Annotated in this window: 16 protein-coding genes and 1 pseudogene; 12 read left to right on the plus strand and 5 right to left on the minus strand. The window is 39.6% G+C overall.

Going from position 1 to position 21,021, the window contains the following annotated elements:
* Positions 1–55: 55 nt before the first annotated feature.
* On the minus strand, positions 56–2,224 hold the full coding sequence (gene yccS / locus M5F03_RS10805; RefSeq protein WP_078191437.1) for a YccS family putative transporter: 2,169 nt from the start codon (positions 2,222–2,224) through the stop codon (positions 56–58).
* 135 nt (positions 2,225–2,359) lie between these two features.
* On the opposite strand from yccS, the gene M5F03_RS10810 reads away from it, so the two are divergent.
* The 10 genes from M5F03_RS10810 to M5F03_RS10855 all read left to right on the plus strand — a co-directional run bounded on the left by M5F03_RS10810 (position 2,360) and on the right by M5F03_RS10855 (position 14,372).
* Entirely contained in the window at positions 2,360–3,562 is a 1,203-nt protein-coding gene (locus M5F03_RS10810; protein WP_249708311.1) for a multidrug effflux MFS transporter, read from the plus strand.
* A 642-nt stretch (positions 3,563–4,204) separates the two neighbouring features.
* Complete coding sequence (locus M5F03_RS10815; protein WP_180107359.1) at positions 4,205–5,476, plus strand: DcaP family trimeric outer membrane transporter; 1,272 nt, start codon at positions 4,205–4,207, stop codon at positions 5,474–5,476.
* A gap of 628 nt (positions 5,477–6,104) precedes the next feature.
* Complete coding sequence (gltS, locus tag M5F03_RS10820) at positions 6,105–7,346, plus strand: sodium/glutamate symporter (RefSeq protein ID WP_249708312.1); 1,242 nt, start codon at positions 6,105–6,107, stop codon at positions 7,344–7,346.
* A gap of 63 nt (positions 7,347–7,409) precedes the next feature.
* Positions 7,410–8,885 (plus strand): alanine/glycine:cation symporter family protein, encoded by a 1,476-nt coding sequence (locus M5F03_RS10825; protein ID WP_180126246.1) that lies wholly within the window; start codon positions 7,410–7,412, stop codon positions 8,883–8,885.
* Between the two features lie 242 nt (positions 8,886–9,127).
* On the plus strand, positions 9,128–10,120 hold the full coding sequence (locus M5F03_RS10830; RefSeq protein WP_180009823.1) for a patatin-like phospholipase family protein: 993 nt from the start codon (positions 9,128–9,130) through the stop codon (positions 10,118–10,120).
* A gap of 386 nt (positions 10,121–10,506) precedes the next feature.
* Positions 10,507–10,683, plus strand: a complete 177-nt coding sequence (locus M5F03_RS10835; RefSeq protein WP_171319286.1) for a hypothetical protein — start codon at positions 10,507–10,509, stop codon at positions 10,681–10,683.
* A gap of 280 nt (positions 10,684–10,963) precedes the next feature.
* On the plus strand, positions 10,964–11,485 hold the full coding sequence (locus M5F03_RS10840; protein ID WP_078192241.1) for an acyl-CoA thioesterase: 522 nt from the start codon (positions 10,964–10,966) through the stop codon (positions 11,483–11,485).
* A 195-nt stretch (positions 11,486–11,680) separates the two neighbouring features.
* Entirely contained in the window at positions 11,681–12,277 is a 597-nt protein-coding gene (locus M5F03_RS10845; protein ID WP_180083657.1) for a TetR/AcrR family transcriptional regulator, read from the plus strand.
* Positions 12,274–13,479: an MFS transporter gene (locus M5F03_RS10850; RefSeq protein WP_078192239.1), complete on the plus strand. Its 1,206-nt coding sequence runs from the start codon at positions 12,274–12,276 to the stop codon at positions 13,477–13,479. The genes M5F03_RS10845 and M5F03_RS10850 overlap by 4 nt, the downstream gene beginning before the upstream one ends.
* Positions 13,479–14,372, plus strand: coding sequence for a LysR substrate-binding domain-containing protein (locus tag M5F03_RS10855; RefSeq protein ID WP_249708313.1), 894 nt, complete (start codon positions 13,479–13,481; stop codon positions 14,370–14,372). Before M5F03_RS10850 ends, M5F03_RS10855 begins: the two co-directional genes overlap by 1 nt.
* Positions 14,373–14,492: 120 nt before the next feature.
* On the opposite strand, the gene M5F03_RS10860 is transcribed toward M5F03_RS10855, so the two are convergent.
* Positions 14,493–15,401, minus strand: coding sequence for a DUF4349 domain-containing protein (locus M5F03_RS10860; RefSeq protein WP_249708315.1), 909 nt, complete (start codon positions 15,399–15,401; stop codon positions 14,493–14,495).
* 215 nt (positions 15,402–15,616) lie between these two features.
* On the opposite strand from M5F03_RS10860, the pseudogene M5F03_RS10865 reads away from it, so the two are divergent.
* Positions 15,617–16,245 (plus strand): annotated as a pseudogene (locus tag M5F03_RS10865) (glutathione S-transferase family protein).
* Positions 16,246–16,420: 175 nt separating this feature from the next.
* Here M5F03_RS10865 and M5F03_RS10870 read toward each other — a convergent pair.
* The 3 genes from M5F03_RS10870 to M5F03_RS10880 all read right to left on the minus strand — a co-directional run bounded on the left by M5F03_RS10870 (position 16,421) and on the right by M5F03_RS10880 (position 19,392).
* Entirely contained in the window at positions 16,421–16,924 is a 504-nt protein-coding gene (locus tag M5F03_RS10870) for a hypothetical protein (protein WP_249708318.1), read from the minus strand.
* A 298-nt stretch (positions 16,925–17,222) separates the two neighbouring features.
* Complete coding sequence (locus tag M5F03_RS10875) at positions 17,223–18,827, minus strand: bifunctional 3-(3-hydroxy-phenyl)propionate/3-hydroxycinnamic acid hydroxylase (RefSeq protein ID WP_249708320.1); 1,605 nt, start codon at positions 18,825–18,827, stop codon at positions 17,223–17,225.
* 343 nt (positions 18,828–19,170) lie between these two features.
* A complete protein-coding gene (locus tag M5F03_RS10880) occupies positions 19,171–19,392 on the minus strand; it encodes a hypothetical protein (RefSeq protein WP_078191424.1) in 222 nt (73 codons plus the stop codon).
* 569 nt (positions 19,393–19,961) lie between these two features.
* Between M5F03_RS10880 and M5F03_RS10885 the strand changes: the two genes are divergently transcribed.
* Complete coding sequence (locus M5F03_RS10885) at positions 19,962–20,975, plus strand: CobW family GTP-binding protein (RefSeq protein ID WP_249708322.1); 1,014 nt, start codon at positions 19,962–19,964, stop codon at positions 20,973–20,975.
* Positions 20,976–21,021 lie beyond the last annotated feature (46 nt).

A 21,021-nucleotide genomic window follows, 5' to 3' on the forward strand; every position in this document is an offset into this window, starting at 1 on the left:
AGTTTAGCATTATTTATACCAATTCAGTGAGTATATTGTTCCAAAATCATCCAAATTATAGCGAAGCCAGTTCAGTCGATGCCTGATCATGCTCATGACTGAGATTTTGTTTCAATTGGCTAAATTGGTTCAACACGTTAAACATCAAAGAAAGCTGTTGTAGCACAATCAAGGATTTTTGATCTTCCTCACTGTTTTGTGACAAACGCTGACGGATTTCTTGCAACATATTTTGCGCCGTTAAGTCCGGCACTTCGTCACGTAGTAATGCACCTTGAATGTCATCCGTGGCTTTATCCAATAAGGTTAAGACCTGTTGATCTTGAATTTTTTCACGATGCGCACCCAAGGCTGCGATATAACTAATAAAGGTATGATTGAGGCACAAAAACTCAAAGGCTAAAGCTTTTTGAGTCGGATCGGTATCGGGTTCGGTAGCTAAGGTGGAAATCAGTGAAGCTACTTCTGCATCGGTATTATGGGCTGCACGACGGACCACACGATAATTCAAGCCGTTATTACGACCAGATTTGTATTGTTCAACCACTTCGGCCAAATAATCACACTGCGCTTGAATAGAACGGCTGATGGTCCGAGGCAGGCGACGGAATTTCCAATCTGGGAAAATGAAACTCACACCAAACCATGCCAAGGCACAACCAATCAGTGTATCAATCATACGCGGCATTGCTGCGGCAAAACCCATTCCATCTAAGTTAAAGTTGATCAGCGCCAAAATGGTAATAAATGCAGTGGCTTGTGCATATTGCTTACTGCGTAATTCAAAAAACAGCACGCCACTTAAAATGAGTAGCAGTAACTGACCTTCGACAGAAGGAACAAAATATAAAATCGCATAACCTAAAATAATTCCGACCAAGGTGCCAATGATACGTAAATAGAGGCGGCGCTTGGTGGCGTTAAAGTTCGGCTGGCTGACAAACAGGGCAGTCAATAAAATCCAATAGCCATAACTGATATTGGTCACTTGGACAAAAATATAACCAATAAATAACACGGTCGATAAACGCACAGCATGACGGAACAGCACCGATTCAGGGCTCAAATGTTGTTTGAATCGAATGACGATGTCGTCCCAACCTTTTAAATCATCATCTTTTAAACGATTTTCAATCAGGGCTTGTCGGTCAATATAACGCTCGGTTTCGACATTACGTAATTGCGCATCGATGCCTTTTAGGTTTTGGTATAAAGCAAATAAAGAGTTGATCCAGACCTCATCGTATTTTTGCTCTTCACGCAGCTTTTCGAGTGACAATTTTAGATTGTGGAACGCATGTTTAAAACGTTGATTATGATGATAAGGTTTTCGCTGTAAGATGCTGATACTTAAATCTTTACAGGCTTTACCTTGAATCGAAAGCACACGTTGAAAGCGAAATAAAATATCACTATGTTCAAAAATACGGGTCAATTTTTGATAATCAATATGCGCGGAATCGGCACGTTCATGAATGTCTTGCGCGACAAAATAATATTGTAGGCTACGACGTGTATCTTTTTGTCCACGGTCGCCTTTTAAACGCGTTAATAAGGCCGTTTTCATATCGTTGAAAATGCCAATTAATTTGCCATTTTCGAGCGACAGCTCAATCAAACTTTGCTGGTAACTTTCCGGTGTCATATCGACATCAAACAAGTTAGATTTTGCAAATAAGAAGTCACCTAGAGACGAATAGCTTTGGGCCAATTTGTCCTGAACTTGACGTACAGGAAACAGTAGAAAGCTCAAAGTCGAAAGCAGTCCATACCACATCGCACCGATGACCAATAAACCTGCTTGTGTATACCAATTTTCAAAAAGTTCGACCCCTAGCATGGAATACACGGAGATCACCAGACAGCCATAAGAAATGGTGGCGTAGCGACGACCTAATGAACCCAAAAGAATCCAACCGATACAAGACACAATCAGCCCCAATGCAAATAAGATCGGATGCGGGAACAACAGATAAATGGATACCGCAGTAACAAAGAACCCGATATAGGTATAAATTTGATTGAGCACACGGACTGAAAAGCGGTCATCGATATCACTTAGACCAGCGGCAACCACACCCAAGGTGAGGGGAATGGTCATTAATTGCTGATCTAAAAAATATGGGACAAAGGCTGTTCCTGCGAAGGCAATGACCATGCGCAAGTTATACATAAAGGTCGTGTTATAGGTTGCTTGTTTCAGTCGTGCGAGCCAGGCGTTCAAAATTTTTCCTTTGCTAAAGCGATGGGGCAGTAAGCAATGTGTATCGTGTGAATTTTCACATTGAAGCCAAGAAATAATACTATGTGCAGTGTAAACTTGTCTGCAAAACTTGCTTGCAATAAATGAATTATTCTTATGAAAAGCGTCGAATCACAAAAGGAATTTTCTCAACGCTGGATCGTCTTATTGGCGTTGCTGACTGCTTTGGGGCCACTTTCAATCGATATGTATTTGCCTGCTTTACCTCAAATGGCCGATGATTTTGGTGTCACAACGCAACAAGTGGCCAATAGTCTTCCTGCGTATTTCTTGGGTTTGGCGATTGGGCAGTTAATTTATGGGCCAGTCAGCGACCGTATTGGGCGTAAAACACCGCTATATTTCGGTTTGGTTTTATATATTTGTGCCAGTTTTCTGTGTGTCTTTGCCAATAGTGAATGGAGCTTGATCGCGGCTCGTGTTTTGCAAGCGTTGGGTGGCTGTGTCGGTGTGGTGATTGCCCGTGCTGCAATTCGTGATCGCTTAAGTATGCAAGCTTCTGCTCAAGCCTTTGCGAGTATGATGATCGTGACAACAATTGCACCAATCATTGCACCTACTTTAGGCGCGTGGGTGTTACAGGTGTTTGAATGGCAATACATATTTGCGGTATTGGTACTTGTCGGTATTTTTTGTCTTTTCTGCGTACATTTTTTCTTTCAAGAAACCCTCCCTGTTGAGCGGCGCTTAAACTTAAGTTTAAAACAAGTCTTTGGTTTATATGGTGCGATTTTGCAAGACGAAACCTTCCGTAAACCGATGCTCACAGGCTGTTTTTCTGGCGCAATTTTATTTTGTTATATCAGTGGCTCATCTGCCATTTTAATGGATGGTTATGGTCTGAGCCAACAGCAATTTGCTTATGTATTTGGTGCGAATGCTTTAGGGATTATGGTGTTTTCGACCCTCAACAAGAAACTTGCAAATCGACTGGATGTTCGCCATCGTTTGCAATTGGGTAATGCACTTCAATTGTGTGGTGTGCTGATCTTATTGGCGGCGGGGCTATTTTATCTTTCATCTATCGTTGTTGTAATGTTGGGCATGTTCTTATGTGTTGCATCAATTGGCTTCACTGGGCCAAATGCGATGGCTTTGGCGATGTCTGAACAAGGCTCACGAGCTGGCACAGCCAGTGCAATCATGGGAAGTATGCAATTTGCCTGTGGTCTATTGGCTGGAGTGTTTTTGAACTTTTTAGTATGGTCAGCGCTGATCAATATGGCCCTGATTATGCTTCTATTTGTGGTTGTTGCAATGTTCACCATGCGTAGTTTAAGAGCTTCAGCCATGGGGTGAACTGAATGAGGGTGAAGACGTTTAGCTGGTTTGACTTAAACGTCAGTCATCAATGTCCATATATTTTTGATGAAATATGTGTGTCATTCATTATAAATGTTCATCATCATAACGATGAATGATTGTGCTATTTTCCCATTGTGAGGTCAGTTTCTATTTTCTCGAAACTTATATCTAAGAAATCATCCACTTGAAAATAATTAATGAAACTGCGCATCATTGTTGTCTTAATCTAAGGAAATAGAATAATTATTAAATAAGTATTATTCGCATTAAATACATTACGTTATGCTGGATAAATACATTGTGAATGTCTCTATCGGTAATATGTCGGATTTTATAGTTTTTATTGCATACCTACAGGGTATGGGTTTTTACCTTTAAGGTATGAATATTGAGATTTTTTGCCATCTGAATCGGCTAAGTCCGAATTTTAACTAAATATTTCAGTCTATTTTCAGTAATGGATTCAGGTTTCGTGCTTTTTGCTTTCAAGTATTTCGTTATTGGGGGCTACAAGTTAAGGTTTTAATGCGACTAAAGCACGGATATGCAGCATGAAATTTGTCCGCTCAAATAGCTGAATAACAAAGCACCCGGATTTAGGGTATACAACAATGACAGGACAATAGAGAGCTTAGGATGAAAACTCAAACTGTATTCCACCCAATGAAAACCCTTGTTGTTGCCATGAGTTTGGCAACGGTATCAATGGCTCATGCAGGCAGCAATACTTCTGAAATTGAACAATTACGTGCAGAAGTTGCAGAACTGAAAAGTTTGATTAAAGCGCAGCAGCAAGTTCAACAACAGCAACAAACAGAGATTCAGCAAGTTAAAGCGCGTCCTGTTGCACCACCACCGCAACCAGCTACTCCAGCTGCAAGCTTAAAATCTAAAACAGGTGCAGATGTAAGTCTTTACGGTTTTGTTCGTGGTGATGCGAACTACATTATTGAAGGTGCGGATAACGACTTTAACAACGTACATACGTCTAAAGAAGAAGCACGAGATAAACTTCGTGCAACTGCAAAAACCACACGTTTTGGTTTAGATTTTACAGCACCCGTCGGTGGTGATGATAAAGTGGGCGGTAAAATCGAGGTCGATTTCAATGGAAGTGGCGAAACTATTCGTCTACGTCATGGTTACTTAACCTTTAACAACTGGTTATTTGGTCAAACGACATCTAACTTCTTGTCTAACCATGCACCAGAAATGATTGATTTCAATACAAACTTGGGTGGTGGTACTACACGTATTCCTCAAGTTCGTTATAACTACAAGTTAGCTCCAGATACTCAATTATTTGTTTCTGCGGAAGAAGGGGATAGTAAAGGGACTGTTGCTGCAGATCCGACGTATCGCCTTCCAAACTTAACTGCCAAAGTGACTCAAAGTTTTGCCGCAGGTAAAGGTAGCGCTTCAGCTCGTGCATTGGTTGAAAACTACAAATCTAAAGCTGCGGATGATACTGAAACAGCTTGGGGTGTAGCAGCGGGTGCATCTTATGCAGTGACTGATCAATTGAAATTGAATGGTGATGTTTCGTATACAGAAGGCAACAGCAACTATTTATATGGTTCTAACTCGGCTTACTCTGTTGTAGATGGCAACATCGAGCAAAACAAATTCACTGCTGTACAAGTGGGTGCAACTTATAAGTTTAATGAAAAACTACGTTCGACTTTAGCTTACGGTGCGCTATTTGCGGATGATGGCAGCGCGTATGCGAAAGATGCATCTAACTCAAATGCGAATGAAGAAGCACAGCAAGCTTGGATTAACTTTATTTACGCACCTGTAAAACCAGTTGAACTTGGCTTAGAATATGTGAACGGTAAACGCAAAAACTTTGCGGGTGAATCTTATAACGATGACCGCGTTGGCTTAATGGCTAAATATAGCTTCTAAGCTCAAACTACTGATCTAATCAATCAAAAAAGCCTGACTCAGTTCAGGCTTTTTTGTTGAAACAGGAGATTTTTCAACGCAAATGAACTCACAGTACTAAGTAGATGGACTCACTAAATCGCCTGAGTCATGATGTCGTACAGGTTAAAGCATTCATTTAACCACGTCTTACATGGGCATCATGTTCAAATCTTTAATATTTTATATAGATAAAAAATGCGAATACATTTTAGTAAAAACAAATAGATATAACTTTAAATTATAGTAAATAAAACTTTTTGTAATTAAATTTAATGAAATTTCTCTGTTCTCCACGCATAATGTGCGACTTTTCTAATCAGCATTTGATTTTATGTATTTCATCTATGATGTGAATATTGTGGTAAGTGTTGGTTTAGTAAGCATGAACTGCTTTTATGGATTTGTTTTGTCGAATTGAGTTTTCACTTCTTTTAACTCAGGCATACATATTTGAATCAGATGATGAATATTTATGATTGGCAATGAATAGCTGGTAGCCTGATTTATTGGTTAAATTTACAAATTGGAATTGTATTTTAATTAATAAACGCTACTAATTTCTATTAATTGGACTAATAAATATTCTAACCATTTTGGACAAATTATTATGGAATTTAGCTTTAACGCATTTTATACCTTAATTGCGGCGGTGATCGTTCTTTTATTAGGACGTTTTCTGGTAAATAAAATCAGTTTTTTGAGGCGTTACAATATTCCTGAGCCCGTAGCTGGTGGTTTGGTTGCTGCAATAATTTCATTGGTTGTACATAGCATTTGGGGTTATAGCATTACTACGAGTAGTGAATTACAAACCAGTTTTATGCTGATTTTCTTCGCATCCATTGGTTTAAGCGCAAACTTTGCCAAATTGAAAGAAGGTGGAATTGGTCTTGTTATTTTTCTGGTAGCCGTTGCTTCTTTCATTGTTGTGCAGGATGTCGTTGGTATCAGTCTTGCCACTTTATTGGGTATTGATCCACTGATTGGTTTGATTGCAGGTTCAATTACGTTGACAGGTGGTCATGGTACAGCTGGTGCATGGGGTGAAATTCTTGAAGTTGAACACGGTATACAAGGTGCATTAGCTTTAGGTATGGCAAGTGCAACTTTTGGTTTAATCATTGGTGGTATTATTGGTGGACCATTAGCTAAGTTGCTAATTAATCGTTATAGCCTAGCAACTCCGCGCACGAATGAGCAAATTGAGCGTAGTGATAACACACCACTAGCTGATATTAATTCAACAGAATATGTACCTTTTGAATATCCACATCGTGTTCGTTTAATTACCGCAGATAATGCAATTACGACTTTGGGCTTATTTGCTGGCTGTTTAGCATTTGCTGATTTTATGACGGCTTTCAGTAAAGGTACGATGTTTGAATTACCGACATTTGTATGGGCTTTAGCTGGTGGTGTCATTTTACGTAATGTATTAGAAGGTATTTTCCGCGTACAAATATTTGATCGTGCAATTGATGTATTTGGTAATGCTTCATTATCACTGTACTTAGCAATGGCACTATTATCGTTGAAACTATGGCAGCTATCAGATCTTGCAGGACCATTAGTTGTGATTTTGGGAGCCCAAACATTAACAATGGCACTTTATGCTGCGTTTATCACTTTCCGTGTAATGGGCAAAAATTATGATGCTGCGGTTTTAGCGGCGGGTCATTGTGGTTTTGGTATGGGGGCAACACCTACCGCAGTCGCAAATATGCAAGCCATTACCAATATGTATGGTCCATCTCATAAGGCTTTCTTAATCGTTCCTTTATGTGGCGCATTTTTTGTTGATTTGATTAACGCAACAGTTATTCAATTAATTCTTAAATTCTTTGCTTAATTTAGAAAGGCTCTTCAAAAAAGAGCCTTTTATACTTTTGACCATTTAAAACTAGGGTTGAATATGAATGAACAATTAAACGAAACCCTGATGAGCTGGGTCAAAGTTTTTAATGATCCGCTTTGGGATTTCTTAGTCGTATTTTTAGTGGCGGTTGGTATTTTTTATACCTTAATCACTGGTGCAGTTCAGATTCGTCTATTTTTTCATAGTATTAAAGTGATGAAATCTAGCCGTAAAGAAGGCGATGATGAGCATGGGATTACACCATTCCAAGCCTTTGTGACTGGACTGGCAAGTCGTGTCGGTGTGGGTAATGTCGCAGGTGTTGCAATTGCGATTGCAATTGGTGGGCCGGGTGCAGTGTTCTGGATGTGGTTTACCGCATTTTTAGGCATGAGTTCTGCATTTGTGGAGTCTTCACTTGCACAGCTCTTTAAAGTGCGTGATACGCAAAATCAGCAATTCCGTGGTGGTCCAGCGTATTACATCACGCAAGGCTTAAAGCAAAAGTGGTTGGGTGTGGTTTTTGCCATTGCGCTGATTTCAACCTATGGCTTTGTGTTTAATGCAGTACAAGCCAATGCCATTACGGGTGCAACTTCACATGCTTGGGGTTGGGATAAAGCCAATCTAGTATTGAGTTTGGGCAGTTTTAGTTTTGAAATTTCATGGGTAGGGTTATTCCTTGTCTTTATAACAGCGCTGATTATTTTTGGTGGTATTAAGCGTATTGCAAAAGTGGCAGAACGTTTTGTTCCATTTATGGCATTACTTTATTTGGCAGTCGCGCTCTATATCGCTTTTGCTAACTTTGCAATCTTGCCTGATATCTTCCAGTTAATATTCAGCAAAGCATTTGAGTTTGATGCTGCGGCTGGTGGTTTCTTCGGTGCTATGGTTTCTATGGCGATGATGCAAGGCATTAAGCGTGGATTATTCTCAAACGAAGCGGGTATGGGTTCTGCTCCGAATGCTGCGGCAGCATCAGATGTTAAACACCCGGTCAATCAAGGCCTGGTTCAGATGCTCGGTGTCTTTGTCGATACATTTGTGGTGTGTACCTGTACGGCGATCATTATTTTGGCATCTGGCTTGTATGAAAATGCAGGCTTTGAGGGTGTTGCTTTGACGCAAATGGCGCTTGAAAGCCAGATTGGCGCATGGGGAGATGACTTCCTTGCCATAATCTTGTTCTTATTCGCTTATTCTTCAGTAATCGGTAACTATGCTTATGCTGAAGGTAATGTGCAGTTTATCAATAACAATCCTAAGGTCATGTTTATATTCCGCGTAGTCGTCCTCATGATGGTGTACTTTGGCTCAATCATGAGTGTGCCACTGATTTGGAACTTAGCGGATCTCTTCATGGGCGTGATGGCGAGTATTAACCTCTTTGCGATTTTATTGCTGACGCCATTCTTATTGATGCTGATGAAAGACTACACCTCACAGTTAAAACGGGGTGTAAAAGAGCCAGTATTTAAAATGGATGAACATCCAAAATATAAGGATCGCGTTAATTCCGATATTTGGTAAAGTCAAAAATTAACTTTAAAAAGCTCCGTTATCGGGGCTTTTTTTGCTAGACGATGTTTTGGATCTTGATGTGGAAATTCTGCTAGACACTGAAATTTTGACAGCCAATGACTTTCTAGGTTGTATGTCAATATAATGTGCATCGGTCAGAGGCATTAACGAATAATAACAGTGACGTGAATGTGGACTGATTAGACTACTTTTTCTCTTCAAATCTCGAGTTGCATTTGGAATATCTCTCAATGAAAAGCATAACTGTTTTGATGACTGCATTCGCAATCAGCCTTGTAGGTTGTCAAAGTGTGGGCTCAAAAAAGGTCAGCGCTGAAACAACATCACAAATTCGAACTTATACAGCAGCACCTGCTCAAGTGGCGAATAACCGCATTGACTTTAAAAAAGTGAAAAAGCAGGAAAAGCGTCCGATTGTTGCTTTGGTTTTAGGGAGTGGTGGGGCACGTGGTTATGCACACATTGGCGCCATTCAGATACTTGAACAGCAGGGAATACACCCAGATTTTATTGTTGGAACCAGTGCGGGTAGCATTGTGGGTTCAATCTATGCTTCAGGTAAAAGTGCCAATGAGTTAAGAGATATCGCCTTAAATATGAAAGCCAATGATGTTCGAGAAATACGTTTGGACAAAAAAGGCTTTTTTGACGGTAAAAAAGTTGAAGATTATATCAATGAGCAAGTTGATGATGTGCCTTTAGAGTTGCTAAAAACCCCAATGTATGTGGTGGCAACCGAGTTAAAAGATGGCAAAAAAGTCGTGTTCAATTATGGCAATACGGGGCAGGCTGTTCGTGCTTCGGTGTCAATTCCGAGTATGTTTATTCCAACGATTATTGAAGATACAGAATATGTCGATGGTGGCTTGGTCAGTCCTGTTCCTGTGGACGTTGCACGCGATTTAGGGGCAGATATTATTATTGCGGTGGATATTTTGGCACGACCGATTCATACCGAAACGTCGAATGTTTGGGGCTTGTTTAACCAAAATATCAATATTATGCAAAATCGTTTAGCTCAAGAAGAGCTCAAGCGAGCAGACATTGTGATTCAACCTGATTTACGTGAAAAAGCACATATATTTGATGTGAAAGGGCGTGAAGCGACGATGCTTGCAGGTGAAGAGGCAACCTTGGAAAAACTTGGAGAGATTTCTCGGGTTTATGCTGAACATCAATATAGCAAGGGACATCATATTCCTTATTTGGCAGCCAAAGACTAGGCTGATACGATTCGCAAATTTAAACGCATCCTGTTCACCTCTCAGGGTGCATTTTTATTTCAGCAAAGCATTTTAATTTTTGCTCTCAGCTTTTCCCATGCTCAATAGTATCTAGTAATCATTAATATCTTGGATGTTGATTGGTTTTAGGTCTTAATCAAAAGATTTGCCAAATATAAAAATCTTAATAATACGAAAATATACAGTTAATTATTTGAAATTAATTAAAAAAATCATATTAATTGGTTTTACGTAGATTTTAAGAGTATATACCTATATTAGCGTTTTTATTCATGTGCTTACATTTACCAATACTGTTGAAGTGTTTAGAATATCATCAGGTTATTAATACTTAAAACCAATAAATATTTTAAAGGTAGCTGTAGATGAAAACGCTTGATGTAGGACAAAAAGTAAAGCTTGCGATGATGGAAGAGAGGGTATTTATTGTCACTCATGTACATGTAGATAATTCTTACACGCTAGAAAGTACCAATGATTTTGGGCAAAAAACCAGCTATGACAATGTATCTTTCGAGATGTTAAAAGTCTTAGAAGATTAAGTTTAATGCCGTGCTATGTTGAATCGATGAACAACGCGTTTTAATGAATATGTTTTAAATATAAAACACAGCATAGCTTTGATCAAAAAACTGATAGATAGCGTGATAAATACTTGTTTATCGGGTGTATATCGTTATCGATATATATTTTACTGAATGATGGTGTGATCACTATAAATAATAATGATGGTTTTTTTGCCGATTTGAACATTTAATTTTGATTAAAATCTATATAATAATCACATTAATCATTGTTATATCACGAGTCTAGAGAAACAAGATGTCCCCATTAGATCAAATTGCGAATGCACTAGACGACCAGTCAGAATTATCGATGTCAGTTTTAATGACTCCTGACATGGCGAATTTTTCGGGTAATGTGCATGGTGGAACGATTCTAAAATTGTTAGACCAAGTCGCGTATGCTTGTGCAAGTCGCTATTCTGGTAGCTACGTGGTGACACTATCAGTCGATAAAGTGAATTTTAAAGAACCAATTCACGTGGGTGAGTTAGTGACTTTCCTTGCAAGTGTGAACCATGTTGGTCGTACTTCAATGGAAATTGGTATTCGTGTTGAAGCGCAGAACATTCAAAAACGTACAGTACGTCATACCAATAGTTGCTATTTCACAATGGTCGCTGTTGATGATCAAGGTAAACCGAAACAAATTCCAGCATTGAATCTAGATAATGACTGGAAACGTTGTCGTTTCGAAGCTGCGGAACAACGTAAAGTGGCACGTTTACAGGAAAATCATCATCCTTCTTGCAGTATTTATAAAAAGTCGACACAAAGCTAATCACTTTGGTGGCTGAATATTTGAAAAGATCGCTTAGGCGATCTTTTTTGTATTCTGAAATTCGTCTGGAGAGTGCAGTTGAGATTTGAGTTCCGAGTGTGCGACTAAAGTTTATTCTTCGAAGCTCAGTTAAAGATAGTCATTCAGTCCAATAATGTTTAATATAAAACGATACGTAGCGTTTCGTTTTATATTATGAGTGAAACTGAAAAAACTTCTCGGCGTAAGCAATGTATCTTACAGGCAGTCACAGATGCTTTAGCGGAAAGTGATTATCGAAGCATGACCATTGAAGATATTGCGGCTCGTGCAGGCGTGGGAAAATCGACGATTTACCGTTGGTGGAAGCATAAGTCCGATCTGGTTTTCGATGCTTTTAAAGCGCACACTGCTTCGGTGTTTGAACTCGATTTATCACAAAGTTTAGAGTTCAATCTAAATCAACAATTGCTCAAACTATCAAGGGCTTTAAATCAGCACGTGGGTCGAGCATTGCTCGTGGTTTTGGCGGAGCATCGTGAAGCAGCGGGTGAGTTTTTTAAACAGTATTTGTTACCTCGACGAGAAGCGACACGTGAGCTGATCCAATTGGCCATTCAACGAGGCGAAATTCGGGCGGATTATCCTTTCGAACTCATGTTGGACATGTTGTATGGCCCGATTCATTATCAGATCATTTTCTTTAATACCCAGCCAGATGAAGACTATATCAAGCGACTGGTGCAGTTGGCGCTAAACCCGATTTTTACGCAGTCCCAAGCCACGCGTAGCAGCGAGGAAATGACCTCATGACTACTCAACATCAGGCATCGCTATGGAACAAGTCTTTCGTTTTTTGTCTGTGTAATAACTTGTTTTTATTTAGCTATTACTTTGCGCTGCTGACAATATTGCCCATTTATATTATGAAAGAATTGGGTGGTTCGATTCAGCAAGCGGGTATGGCTTTAACGCTGTTTTTGGTGTCATCCATTGCGATTCGTCCCTTTTCCGGCATGATCATTGAGCGTTTTGGTAAAGCCAATTCTGTGCGTATTTCAGGCTTTATCTTTGTCGTTTTTGCGCTGAGTTATTTGTGGATTGACAGCATGTGGTCGTTGTTGGTCATTCGTTTTTTACATGGTTTTTGGTTCAGTATATTAACCACGGTCAATGTTCCCATCGTAAATGATTACATCCCAGATCATCGAAAGGGCGAAGGCATGGGCTACTTTGTAATGTCGACCAACTTAGGCGTGGTGATCGGGCCATTTTTAGCGCTGAGTATGATTCAATTCAGCAGTTTTAGTACCTTATTTGCAGTATTAGCCTTATTGGTTGCAGTGGGCTATATTTTTACGTGGTTAGTTCAAATACAAGAACACGTACAGCATAAGTCAAGTGATCAAGCGAGCCAATCCGCAGCCATCCAATGGCGTGATGTGATAGAAACACGGGTACTTGCCATCAGTTTTGTGGCATTGCTGACCGCATTTGCATATTCGAGTGTGATGAGTTTTATCACCGCTTATGCAGAGTTGAAGCATTTACTCGCTTATACAAGTATCTTTTTTATTGTCTTTGCTGTGTCGATGTTGCTCGTCCGTCCTTGGGTTGGCAAAGTCTATGATCGTAAAGGCCCGAGTGCAGTCATCTATCCATCATTTATTTGCTTTGCCATTGGTTTGGTGGTTGTGAGTTTTCTCACGAATCAATGGGTGCTTTGGATATCGGCAGTTTTTATGGGCATCGGCTACGGTTCAGTGTTCCCATGTCTGCAAACGGTCGCGATTCAAACGGTAGAAAAAGCCCGAATGGGACATGCGATATCCACCTTTTTTGCCTTGTTTGATATTGGCCTTGCTGTCGGTTCGGTCATTATGGGTGTGCTGATTGCATACTTTGGATTTCAGGCAACCTATTTATTTTGTGCGGTGATGGTGCTGTTCACTACGTGGATGTATCGTCTATTCGTGGCAAACCAATTCAAACGCAGTGCTTTAGGAGCTGAATAATGGAATTACGACATCTACGATATTTTGTTGCGGTTGCCGAAGAGCTAAATTTTACCAAGGCTGCGCAGCGAATGTGTACTGTGCAACCTTCTTTAAGTCAGCAAATTAAAGACCTAGAACAGGAAGTTGGGGTGCAATTATTGATGCGAACCAACCGAAAAGTTGAACTGACTGCAGAAGGTCACGCCTTTTTAAAAGAAGCGCGTTTGAGTTTAGAGCATGCAGAAAAAGCTATGATTGATGCGCGTCAAATTGCGAAGCTCAGTAAAGAACAACTGAATATCGGCTTTGTTCCTGTGGCTGAAATGAAGGTCTTTCCTTATATCATGCCAAATATTCGAGCTCAGTTTCCTGAGTTAAAAATTCATTTTCATAGTTTAATGGATGTCGATCAAATCAGTGCAGTGCGTAAAGGAGAGATTGATATTGCCTTTACCCGTTATGTCGAAGAAAGCCCTGATATAGAATCTGTTCAGATCTTTACTGAGCCTTTGGCGCTGATTGTACCGAAAAATTCGCCTGTTGCAGAACAGCGGCATATCAGCATTAAAAACATTAATAATCAAGATTTTATTATTAGTGATGAACATTCATCACCTGAGCTATACCGAATTATTCAAGATTTCTTTAAGCAAAATAAACTAAATGTGAACTTGGTACAGCACTCGACCAATATTTTGTTAAATGTCAATTTGGTCGGTATGGGCGTGGGATGGAGTTTGGTGCCGTCTTATGTCATTCCATTGCTCGGTGATAAAATATTGGTTAAAAGTACCGTTGAACCTTTGCCGACCATTGGTCTGTATGCGAGCTATCGAAAAGATCGTAAAAATGATGCGATCGAGTTGATTTTAAAAGTATTAAAAGAGCAGTTCTATATGGGCTTTTTCTAGGCCTTTAAATATTGCCCTAAGATTTAAATGAAAAAATCCCGAATTAAGCGCTTCGGGATTTTTTTATTTATCGTATTTTTAATCATAGATTAAATGAAGAATGGAGCTTGTTCAGCTCATTCATTTAAACCATTTTTGTAAATAGGGTTTCATCACACGGTAGGCAATCAAACCGATAATAATAATCAGATAGAGTGGCCAAATCGTAATGAGAATAACCAGCAGGCTCAACACAAATTGCCAACCTTTTTGAATACCGTACCACGCTCTTTGCCAGAAACTATCGCCATTTAACTGCGCAATAGCATCAAGGTTAATATCGATATGTTCACGGACAGTGGCAGGTTGAGTAAAGCCAATCACAATCGTGCTATAGCGGACACGATCTTGAACTTCTAAGCGAGTCAGGCGTGAGATTTCATTGACTTGCGCTGCTGCTACATGGTCTGGCACGACCGTTGTTTGCGACATTTTTTCTTCGAGTAGTTTTAGCTCATAGCGTTTTGCCGAATATTGCTGACGGTTCAAAAAATGCATTAGTGGTAACAGTTGATTGACGAAATGTGCAGCTTTTTCACTTGGCACACGAATGATCATTTCCGCGTTCGGATTTACTTTTTCAAAGATTTTAATTTTGCCGTCAGTAATCGGGTAGGATTGACTCTCTTGCACCATAAAGTCGATATTTTTCTGTTCAATAAAGCCGCCTAAACTTAGCGTCAGTTTTTCAATTTCTAAGGCCGTTTTAACGACATCTTTCGACTCAAAACTGACATTGGCTTCTCGTACCATTTTACGTGAGGCTTCAGCTGGGTTGACCTGCTCATTTAAAATAGTTTCAGGTTTTTGTGTTGTTGCAGGCGTGGTAGACGGCTCATTGGAAGTGCTTTCCGCTGCTTGATCTTGCTGTGTACTGACTTGAGCAGGTTGTGCATCTGCGCTGGCTTCAGTTGCCATTTCTTCGGTTTTTTTGGAACAGCCTGAAATTAAAATCACCGTTAACATGGCAATTAAATATTTATTTTTCATAGATGTAGAGCTCAATTGTTTGATTATCAGAAAGTCGGAGTAAATACTTTTTGCTTTAAATATAGATTCAAATTTAGCGTAATTATTAGTCGGGCGTATTGTATCGGAAAGTGTTTAAAGCAGGGATGAACGCAACATAATTCTACATAGAGCCGCGTATAGTCATAGATAGAACAACAAGGAAGAAAATAAGGATATCTACAATGAACCCAACAATGAAACTCTACAGCAATCCACGCTCACGCAGTAATACCATTCTGCCTTTATTGAAAGAATTAAATATCTATTGAAAGAATTAAATATCGAGTCAGAAGTTGAGATTATTGAAGTGCCATATGAAGAGATGTATCAAGCGGCATATCTCAAGATTAATCCCATGGGCAAAGTTCCCTGCTTGGTCGATGGCACTGTCGTGATTAGTGAGACCGCTGCCATCTTTAGTTATTTAGCCGATAAATTTAGTGAAAAAGGTTTAGCTCCCGCCTTGGATGATCCAAAACGGGGTGAATATTTGAAATGGATGTTTTTCTGTCATGGTCCGCTGACTGAATACATGGACATGAAAAATGTCGGCATTAGCACTGAGTTGATGGATGAGAAACGTGGCAGTTTGAGTTTTGGTAATGAAAAAATACTTTTAGATTTTATTAAAACAGGGCTTGCGCAGGCCCAGCCATATCTGTTGGGGGATAAAATTAGCGCAGCAGATTTATATTTGGCTTATTGGATGGTGTATGCCATTTCATTCAAAATATTGCCATATTTAGATGAATTTAAACCTTTTATTCAGCAGATTCAGCAACGTGAATCGGTAAAAGATGTGCGTTGGTTTCAGTCGGTTTAACTTGGAAGCTTATTTGATTGTTGGCTGAACGTGGTATTGCTATATGTCTATTCATATAACTCTTTCTTTGAGAACTAAAAAGAAAGAGTTTTAAATATCAATCACTAAGATGATAAAGCGATTTTAATTATTGCCTAGATAATGTATGGCATATATTGCGCTAAATTAAATAGACTCAATCGTTGTTGGGTCTATTTAAAAAATCATGGGCTTTATCATCAGATAGAGGTGGGCCTAAATCTCTTTCAAGTTTGGCATATATTTCGAGTAGTCTTTTTTGTTGTGGATCCATATCTAAGGCACGATGCTGCTGATATGTTAATTGATCTTCAATCCAATAATAATCCTGAATCGCAGACCCTGCGAAACTGGTTTTCAAATGGAGTTTGTAATAACCAGAAAAGTTGTGTTTCTTGGTATCTAGACAGAGATAGGCGAAGGTAGACCAACCACTTTCGGGAAATTTAAGGCGAGCTCGGCAGGGCTTCTTTTCTAGTGTAAATGTGGGTGAATAGACTTGGCCTTTTAGAATGATATTTTTATCTTGACCAAAATATTGAGTTTGTAATGCAAATAAAGCAAGAATCACTGTGGTGAGAAAAAAGCTGGCAATGATTGAATAAAAAAATGAAATGTATAAATGGAAGGACAAAAAATTAGATTCTTCGTTTTTGTTCACATCTTTTTCTAAGCGTAATAAATAGCAATTCAAAGAAATAAGAAAACAGAGGCAAAAAACGAAAATAGCTAACCAACTATTGGCATGAAAATGATGTATCTCTACGAAAATAAGTGAACAGATAAAAATAAAGCCCAACAAAATATAAATGAATAATTTCTGAAATCTTTTTTGCATTTTGCGAAGCTTATAATTATGTATTGAACGATTATAGCATGCGATGTTTATAGTGATTATAGAAAAAATCACCATGCTTTATGCATGGTGATTTTTAATTCTTGCAGATCTATTTAGATTATTAAGCATGCAATTTTGCAAACAATTGTTGGCTCACGCTGTCTAAAGTTTGTGGAATTGCAATCGCTGCAACAAAACGGTCTGGGCGAAGAATCGTAATAGATTCAGTGGTTTTACCAAACCAACCACGAATATCGGTACCAATATCACCAATCGTGATCACATTGTCGTACTTGGTGCGATTTTCATTGCTAAGTTGAACAGCAGGCAATACTTGGATAAATTTAACGCCCAATTTTTGCCACTTTTTCATGGTCGCATCTGACAGACCCCATTTTGGATCGACGCCCCAAGCAATGATTGCAAAGTCGTTACCGATGACTTCATCAAGTAGGACTTTCTCACCAGATTCAAGTTGAACATGTGGTTGAATGAACATTTTACCCACAGGTGAGTCTTTAACACCGTTATTGATCAACGCACCGTCGTTGTACTTCGGCATTGGCTTGAAGCGCATTTCCAATAGATATTGCTTGATCGGTTTGATGTAATTGAGCGCATACGCGATACCATCACGCACGAAACCTTGCCATTTTTTTGGTGGCGCAAGGACATGACCCGCCATTACAGAAAGATCAATCATCGCTTTGGCATGATCTTTACGTTCAACTTGGTATGTATCTAAAAGCGCAGGGCCAGCTTTACCTTGTACAACCATTGCAACTTTCCACGCTAGGTTGAACGCATCACGCATACCACTGTTATACCCTTGACCTTGCCAAACTGGCATGATGTGCGCAGCATCGCCTGCTAGTAAAATACGGTCTACACGGAATTTATCTGCAATACGGGCATTGTGGGTATAAACACGCTGACGAATCACTTCAATACCGTCGGTCGTTGGAAGCACTTTCGACAATAATTTGGCAATGTTTTCAGGTTTGCTTAATTCTTCTTGAGTTTCACCAGGCATCACCATAAATTCGAAACGACGAATACCGTGTGGAAGAGCAGCAGATACATAAGGACGCACAGGGTCACAGCATAGGTAAATGTGTGGCGTTGCAAGTGGGTCATTATTGATGTCGATCACGATCCATTGGTTCGGTGCAGTTTTACCATCGAAGCCGATGTTGAGGGTACGACGTACCACAGAGTTACCACCATCACAAGCAATCAAATACTGCGCTTGAATTATTTCAGCTTCACCGTCTTTATTTTGAATATTGAGCGTTACACCATTGGCATCTTGGCTAAAATCAGACAATTGACGAGAGAATAAAACATTTGTGGTTTCGTACTGTTTTAAACCTTGTAGCAGTACATTATCGACTTGCGGTTGAATAAAGGCATTACGACGTGAGAAACCAAATTCACGAGTGAGCGGTTGAATGTCTGCGAAACAACGACCTTTAGGTGTTAAGAAACGCATCGCGTGGTTCGGTGTCGTATGCGGTAACACTTGGTCTACTAAACCTAATGATTGGATGGTACGTAATGATTCATCATCAATACCAATCGCACGTGGGTAGTCAATCAGGGTGTCCAGTTGTTCAATCACAGTGACATTGACGCCTTGCTTACTTAAGTAGTTTGCAATGGTTAAGCCGACAGGACCTGCGCCCAGAATGGCAACTTCCGTTGTGTAATTTGCTTTATTGCTCATGCGTAAACATCCAATCACTTCACATATGCCACTATTAAGTTCTAAAGCGAGGCTTTCAACAAGCTAGGCATAAGTCGAAACGATGAATCGAATTGTCGTGTTTTTTGCAGGGTTTTATTTTAAGTGAGTGATATATATTTATTTATATTAAAATCATCAATCATTTTGAATGATTTATCGATCATTAAAATCTATCAATCAGTGGCTTTGAGCATAAAAAAGCCGAACCATTTTTCAATGATCCGGCGACTTTAATTCATTTAGCACAACATTTTATTAGTGAGGGATAAATGTTGAGCAGCAGACTAAATGAATTTAGCGTGTGGAGTACGCTATCCGTCTATTACTGAGCAGGTTGAGCTGGTGCAGAACCTTCAGCATTTGCTTCTGAAGCAGGTTGAGCAGCAGTACCTTCAGCAGCAGTTGTTTCAGTCGCTGGCTGTTCTTGAGTGCTAACCACTACTTTTTCTTGTTCAGGCGCTTCTTGTTTATCTTTGCTCGCAGCAAAACTTGTTGCAGCTGCAGCAGCTAGAGTAGAAGCAAGTAAAATTTGAGTTAATTTCATTTTGAGCATCCTTATATATTTTAGTAAGTCCTGAAAAGATCATCACGTCCATCAGGAGAGAACTCATGCTAAATCGAGAAAACCGAGTGATCAATGCGAGCAACAAAGTGAAACAGACTGGTTAACTGGATGAATACATAACCGTCCATCCTGTGTTTTAAATGTAAAAAAATATCGGAATCTTCATTTAACTTTGCAAGAAAAAATGACCAAATCGGCTTCATGATTCATTCATTGTTTACATGATGATTACATCGATGTCGTAAATAAGCAGAATCCAGAAATTTCACTAAAATCCAAATGTAAGGATTCTTTTCGATATGACCATTTTTTAAAATATAAGAGTTAACTTTGCCTATAAAGTGTGACCACATATGTAATGCATTCATGCAAGTGGAATAAACAGGCTGTTCAATAGCCAGATGATTATACAATTCGTTGGAATACGAGACTGATCTATGCTTTAGGAAAATGAAGACAGAGAAATGAAGACTGGGCTTGCAGCATTTTTTTGAAATCATTATGGTAAAGGCCATCAATCATTGGCTATTTATTTGAGTGACTCACTTTTGAAATTAGTTTCTACCCACGGTGCGATTCCGGTTCATATTATTTCTGGCTTTTTAGGTGCGGGTAAAACCACAGTTTTACAGCAGTTATTAAAGCAAAAGCCAGCGGGCGAAACTTGGGCCGTACTGATGAATGAGTTTGGGCAAATCGGGGTCGATCAACAGATGTTGCCGCAAGATCAGAGCTTTGCGGTGAAGGAATTATTGGGTGGATGTCTATGTTGTAGCAGCCAACTGCCGATGCAAATTGCGTTGTCACGATTATTGTCAGAGGTGAAACCCGACCGACTGTTTATTGAGCCGACAGGTTTAGGTCATCCGGGACAACTTTTGGAGCAATTGACTGAGCCACATTGGCATCTGCATTTAGCGATGCGAGCATTGGTGACCGTGGTCGATGGCTCACGCTTACATGATCAAGATTGGACGTCACAAAACCTGTATGCCGATCAACTCAAAGTGGCACAAATCGTGGTGGTGTCTCATGTCGATTGCATGAGTGATGCCGATCAAGCTGGTTTGGAACGACTCAAACAAGCATATTTACCGTATCAGCAGCAATGGATCAATGTTGTAAAAGGTGATTTAAAACTGGCAAATATTGATCTCGCCTATGTGGGAAGTCCGCGTAAAATTCAGCCTTTATTGGCGATACAAAAGCAAACGCTGGTCGATGTACCCACAGAAATTAAACAGTTGCCTTATCATTATGTTGAATCCGCTCAGGGCTATAGTGTCGCAGGTTGGAAACTCCCAAAACGATGGACCTTCGACTTTTTTGAGCTGTTAGATTTACTCTGTGAGCAGCAAGATTGGCTACGGATCAAAGGTATTTTTCAGACAGACCAAGGGTGGAAAACCTTTAACTTTAATCCCGATCAGTTTAATTATCAGTCGAGCGAGGAAAGTATAGATAATCGTGTCGAAATTATTTACCAGACTGAACGTGAATGGCTCGAATTTGAAGATCGTTTAATGCAGTGTCGTATCGATGCCGTGAAAGCTGAGAAATAAGTAAATCAGCGCAGCAAAAGCTTGCTAAATCTTATATGCTAGGCGC

This window comes from Acinetobacter amyesii (genome assembly GCF_023499985.1).
Classification (GTDB): Bacteria; Pseudomonadota; Gammaproteobacteria; order Pseudomonadales; family Moraxellaceae; genus Acinetobacter; species Acinetobacter amyesii.

What these genes read in the sequence shown, in the direction of transcription:
- M5F03_RS10840 (WP_078192241.1), top strand. Translation starts at nt 10,964, where the DNA reads ATGTCCCCATTAGATCAAATTGCGAATGCACTAGACGACCAGTCAGAA.
- M5F03_RS10860 (WP_249708315.1), bottom strand. Translation starts at nt 15,401, where the DNA reads ATGAAAAATAAATATTTAATTGCCATGTTAACGGTGATTTTAATTTCA.
- M5F03_RS10810 (WP_249708311.1), top strand. Translation starts at nt 2,360, where the DNA reads ATGAAAAGCGTCGAATCACAAAAGGAATTTTCTCAACGCTGGATCGTC.
- M5F03_RS10845 (WP_180083657.1), top strand. Translation starts at nt 11,681, where the DNA reads ATGAGTGAAACTGAAAAAACTTCTCGGCGTAAGCAATGTATCTTACAG.
- M5F03_RS10875 (WP_249708320.1), bottom strand. Translation starts at nt 18,827, where the DNA reads ATGAGCAATAAAGCAAATTACACAACGGAAGTTGCCATTCTGGGCGCA.
- M5F03_RS10880 (WP_078191424.1), bottom strand. Translation starts at nt 19,392, where the DNA reads ATGAAATTAACTCAAATTTTACTTGCTTCTACTCTAGCTGCTGCAGCT.
- M5F03_RS10830 (WP_180009823.1), top strand. Translation starts at nt 9,128, where the DNA reads ATGAAAAGCATAACTGTTTTGATGACTGCATTCGCAATCAGCCTTGTA.
- M5F03_RS10855 (WP_249708313.1), top strand. Translation starts at nt 13,479, where the DNA reads ATGGAATTACGACATCTACGATATTTTGTTGCGGTTGCCGAAGAGCTA.
- M5F03_RS10825 (WP_180126246.1), top strand. Translation starts at nt 7,410, where the DNA reads ATGAATGAACAATTAAACGAAACCCTGATGAGCTGGGTCAAAGTTTTT.
- M5F03_RS10815 (WP_180107359.1), top strand. Translation starts at nt 4,205, where the DNA reads ATGAAAACTCAAACTGTATTCCACCCAATGAAAACCCTTGTTGTTGCC.
- M5F03_RS10835 (WP_171319286.1), top strand. Translation starts at nt 10,507, where the DNA reads ATGAAAACGCTTGATGTAGGACAAAAAGTAAAGCTTGCGATGATGGAA.
- gltS (WP_249708312.1), top strand. Translation starts at nt 6,105, where the DNA reads ATGGAATTTAGCTTTAACGCATTTTATACCTTAATTGCGGCGGTGATC.
- M5F03_RS10850 (WP_078192239.1), top strand. Translation starts at nt 12,274, where the DNA reads ATGACTACTCAACATCAGGCATCGCTATGGAACAAGTCTTTCGTTTTT.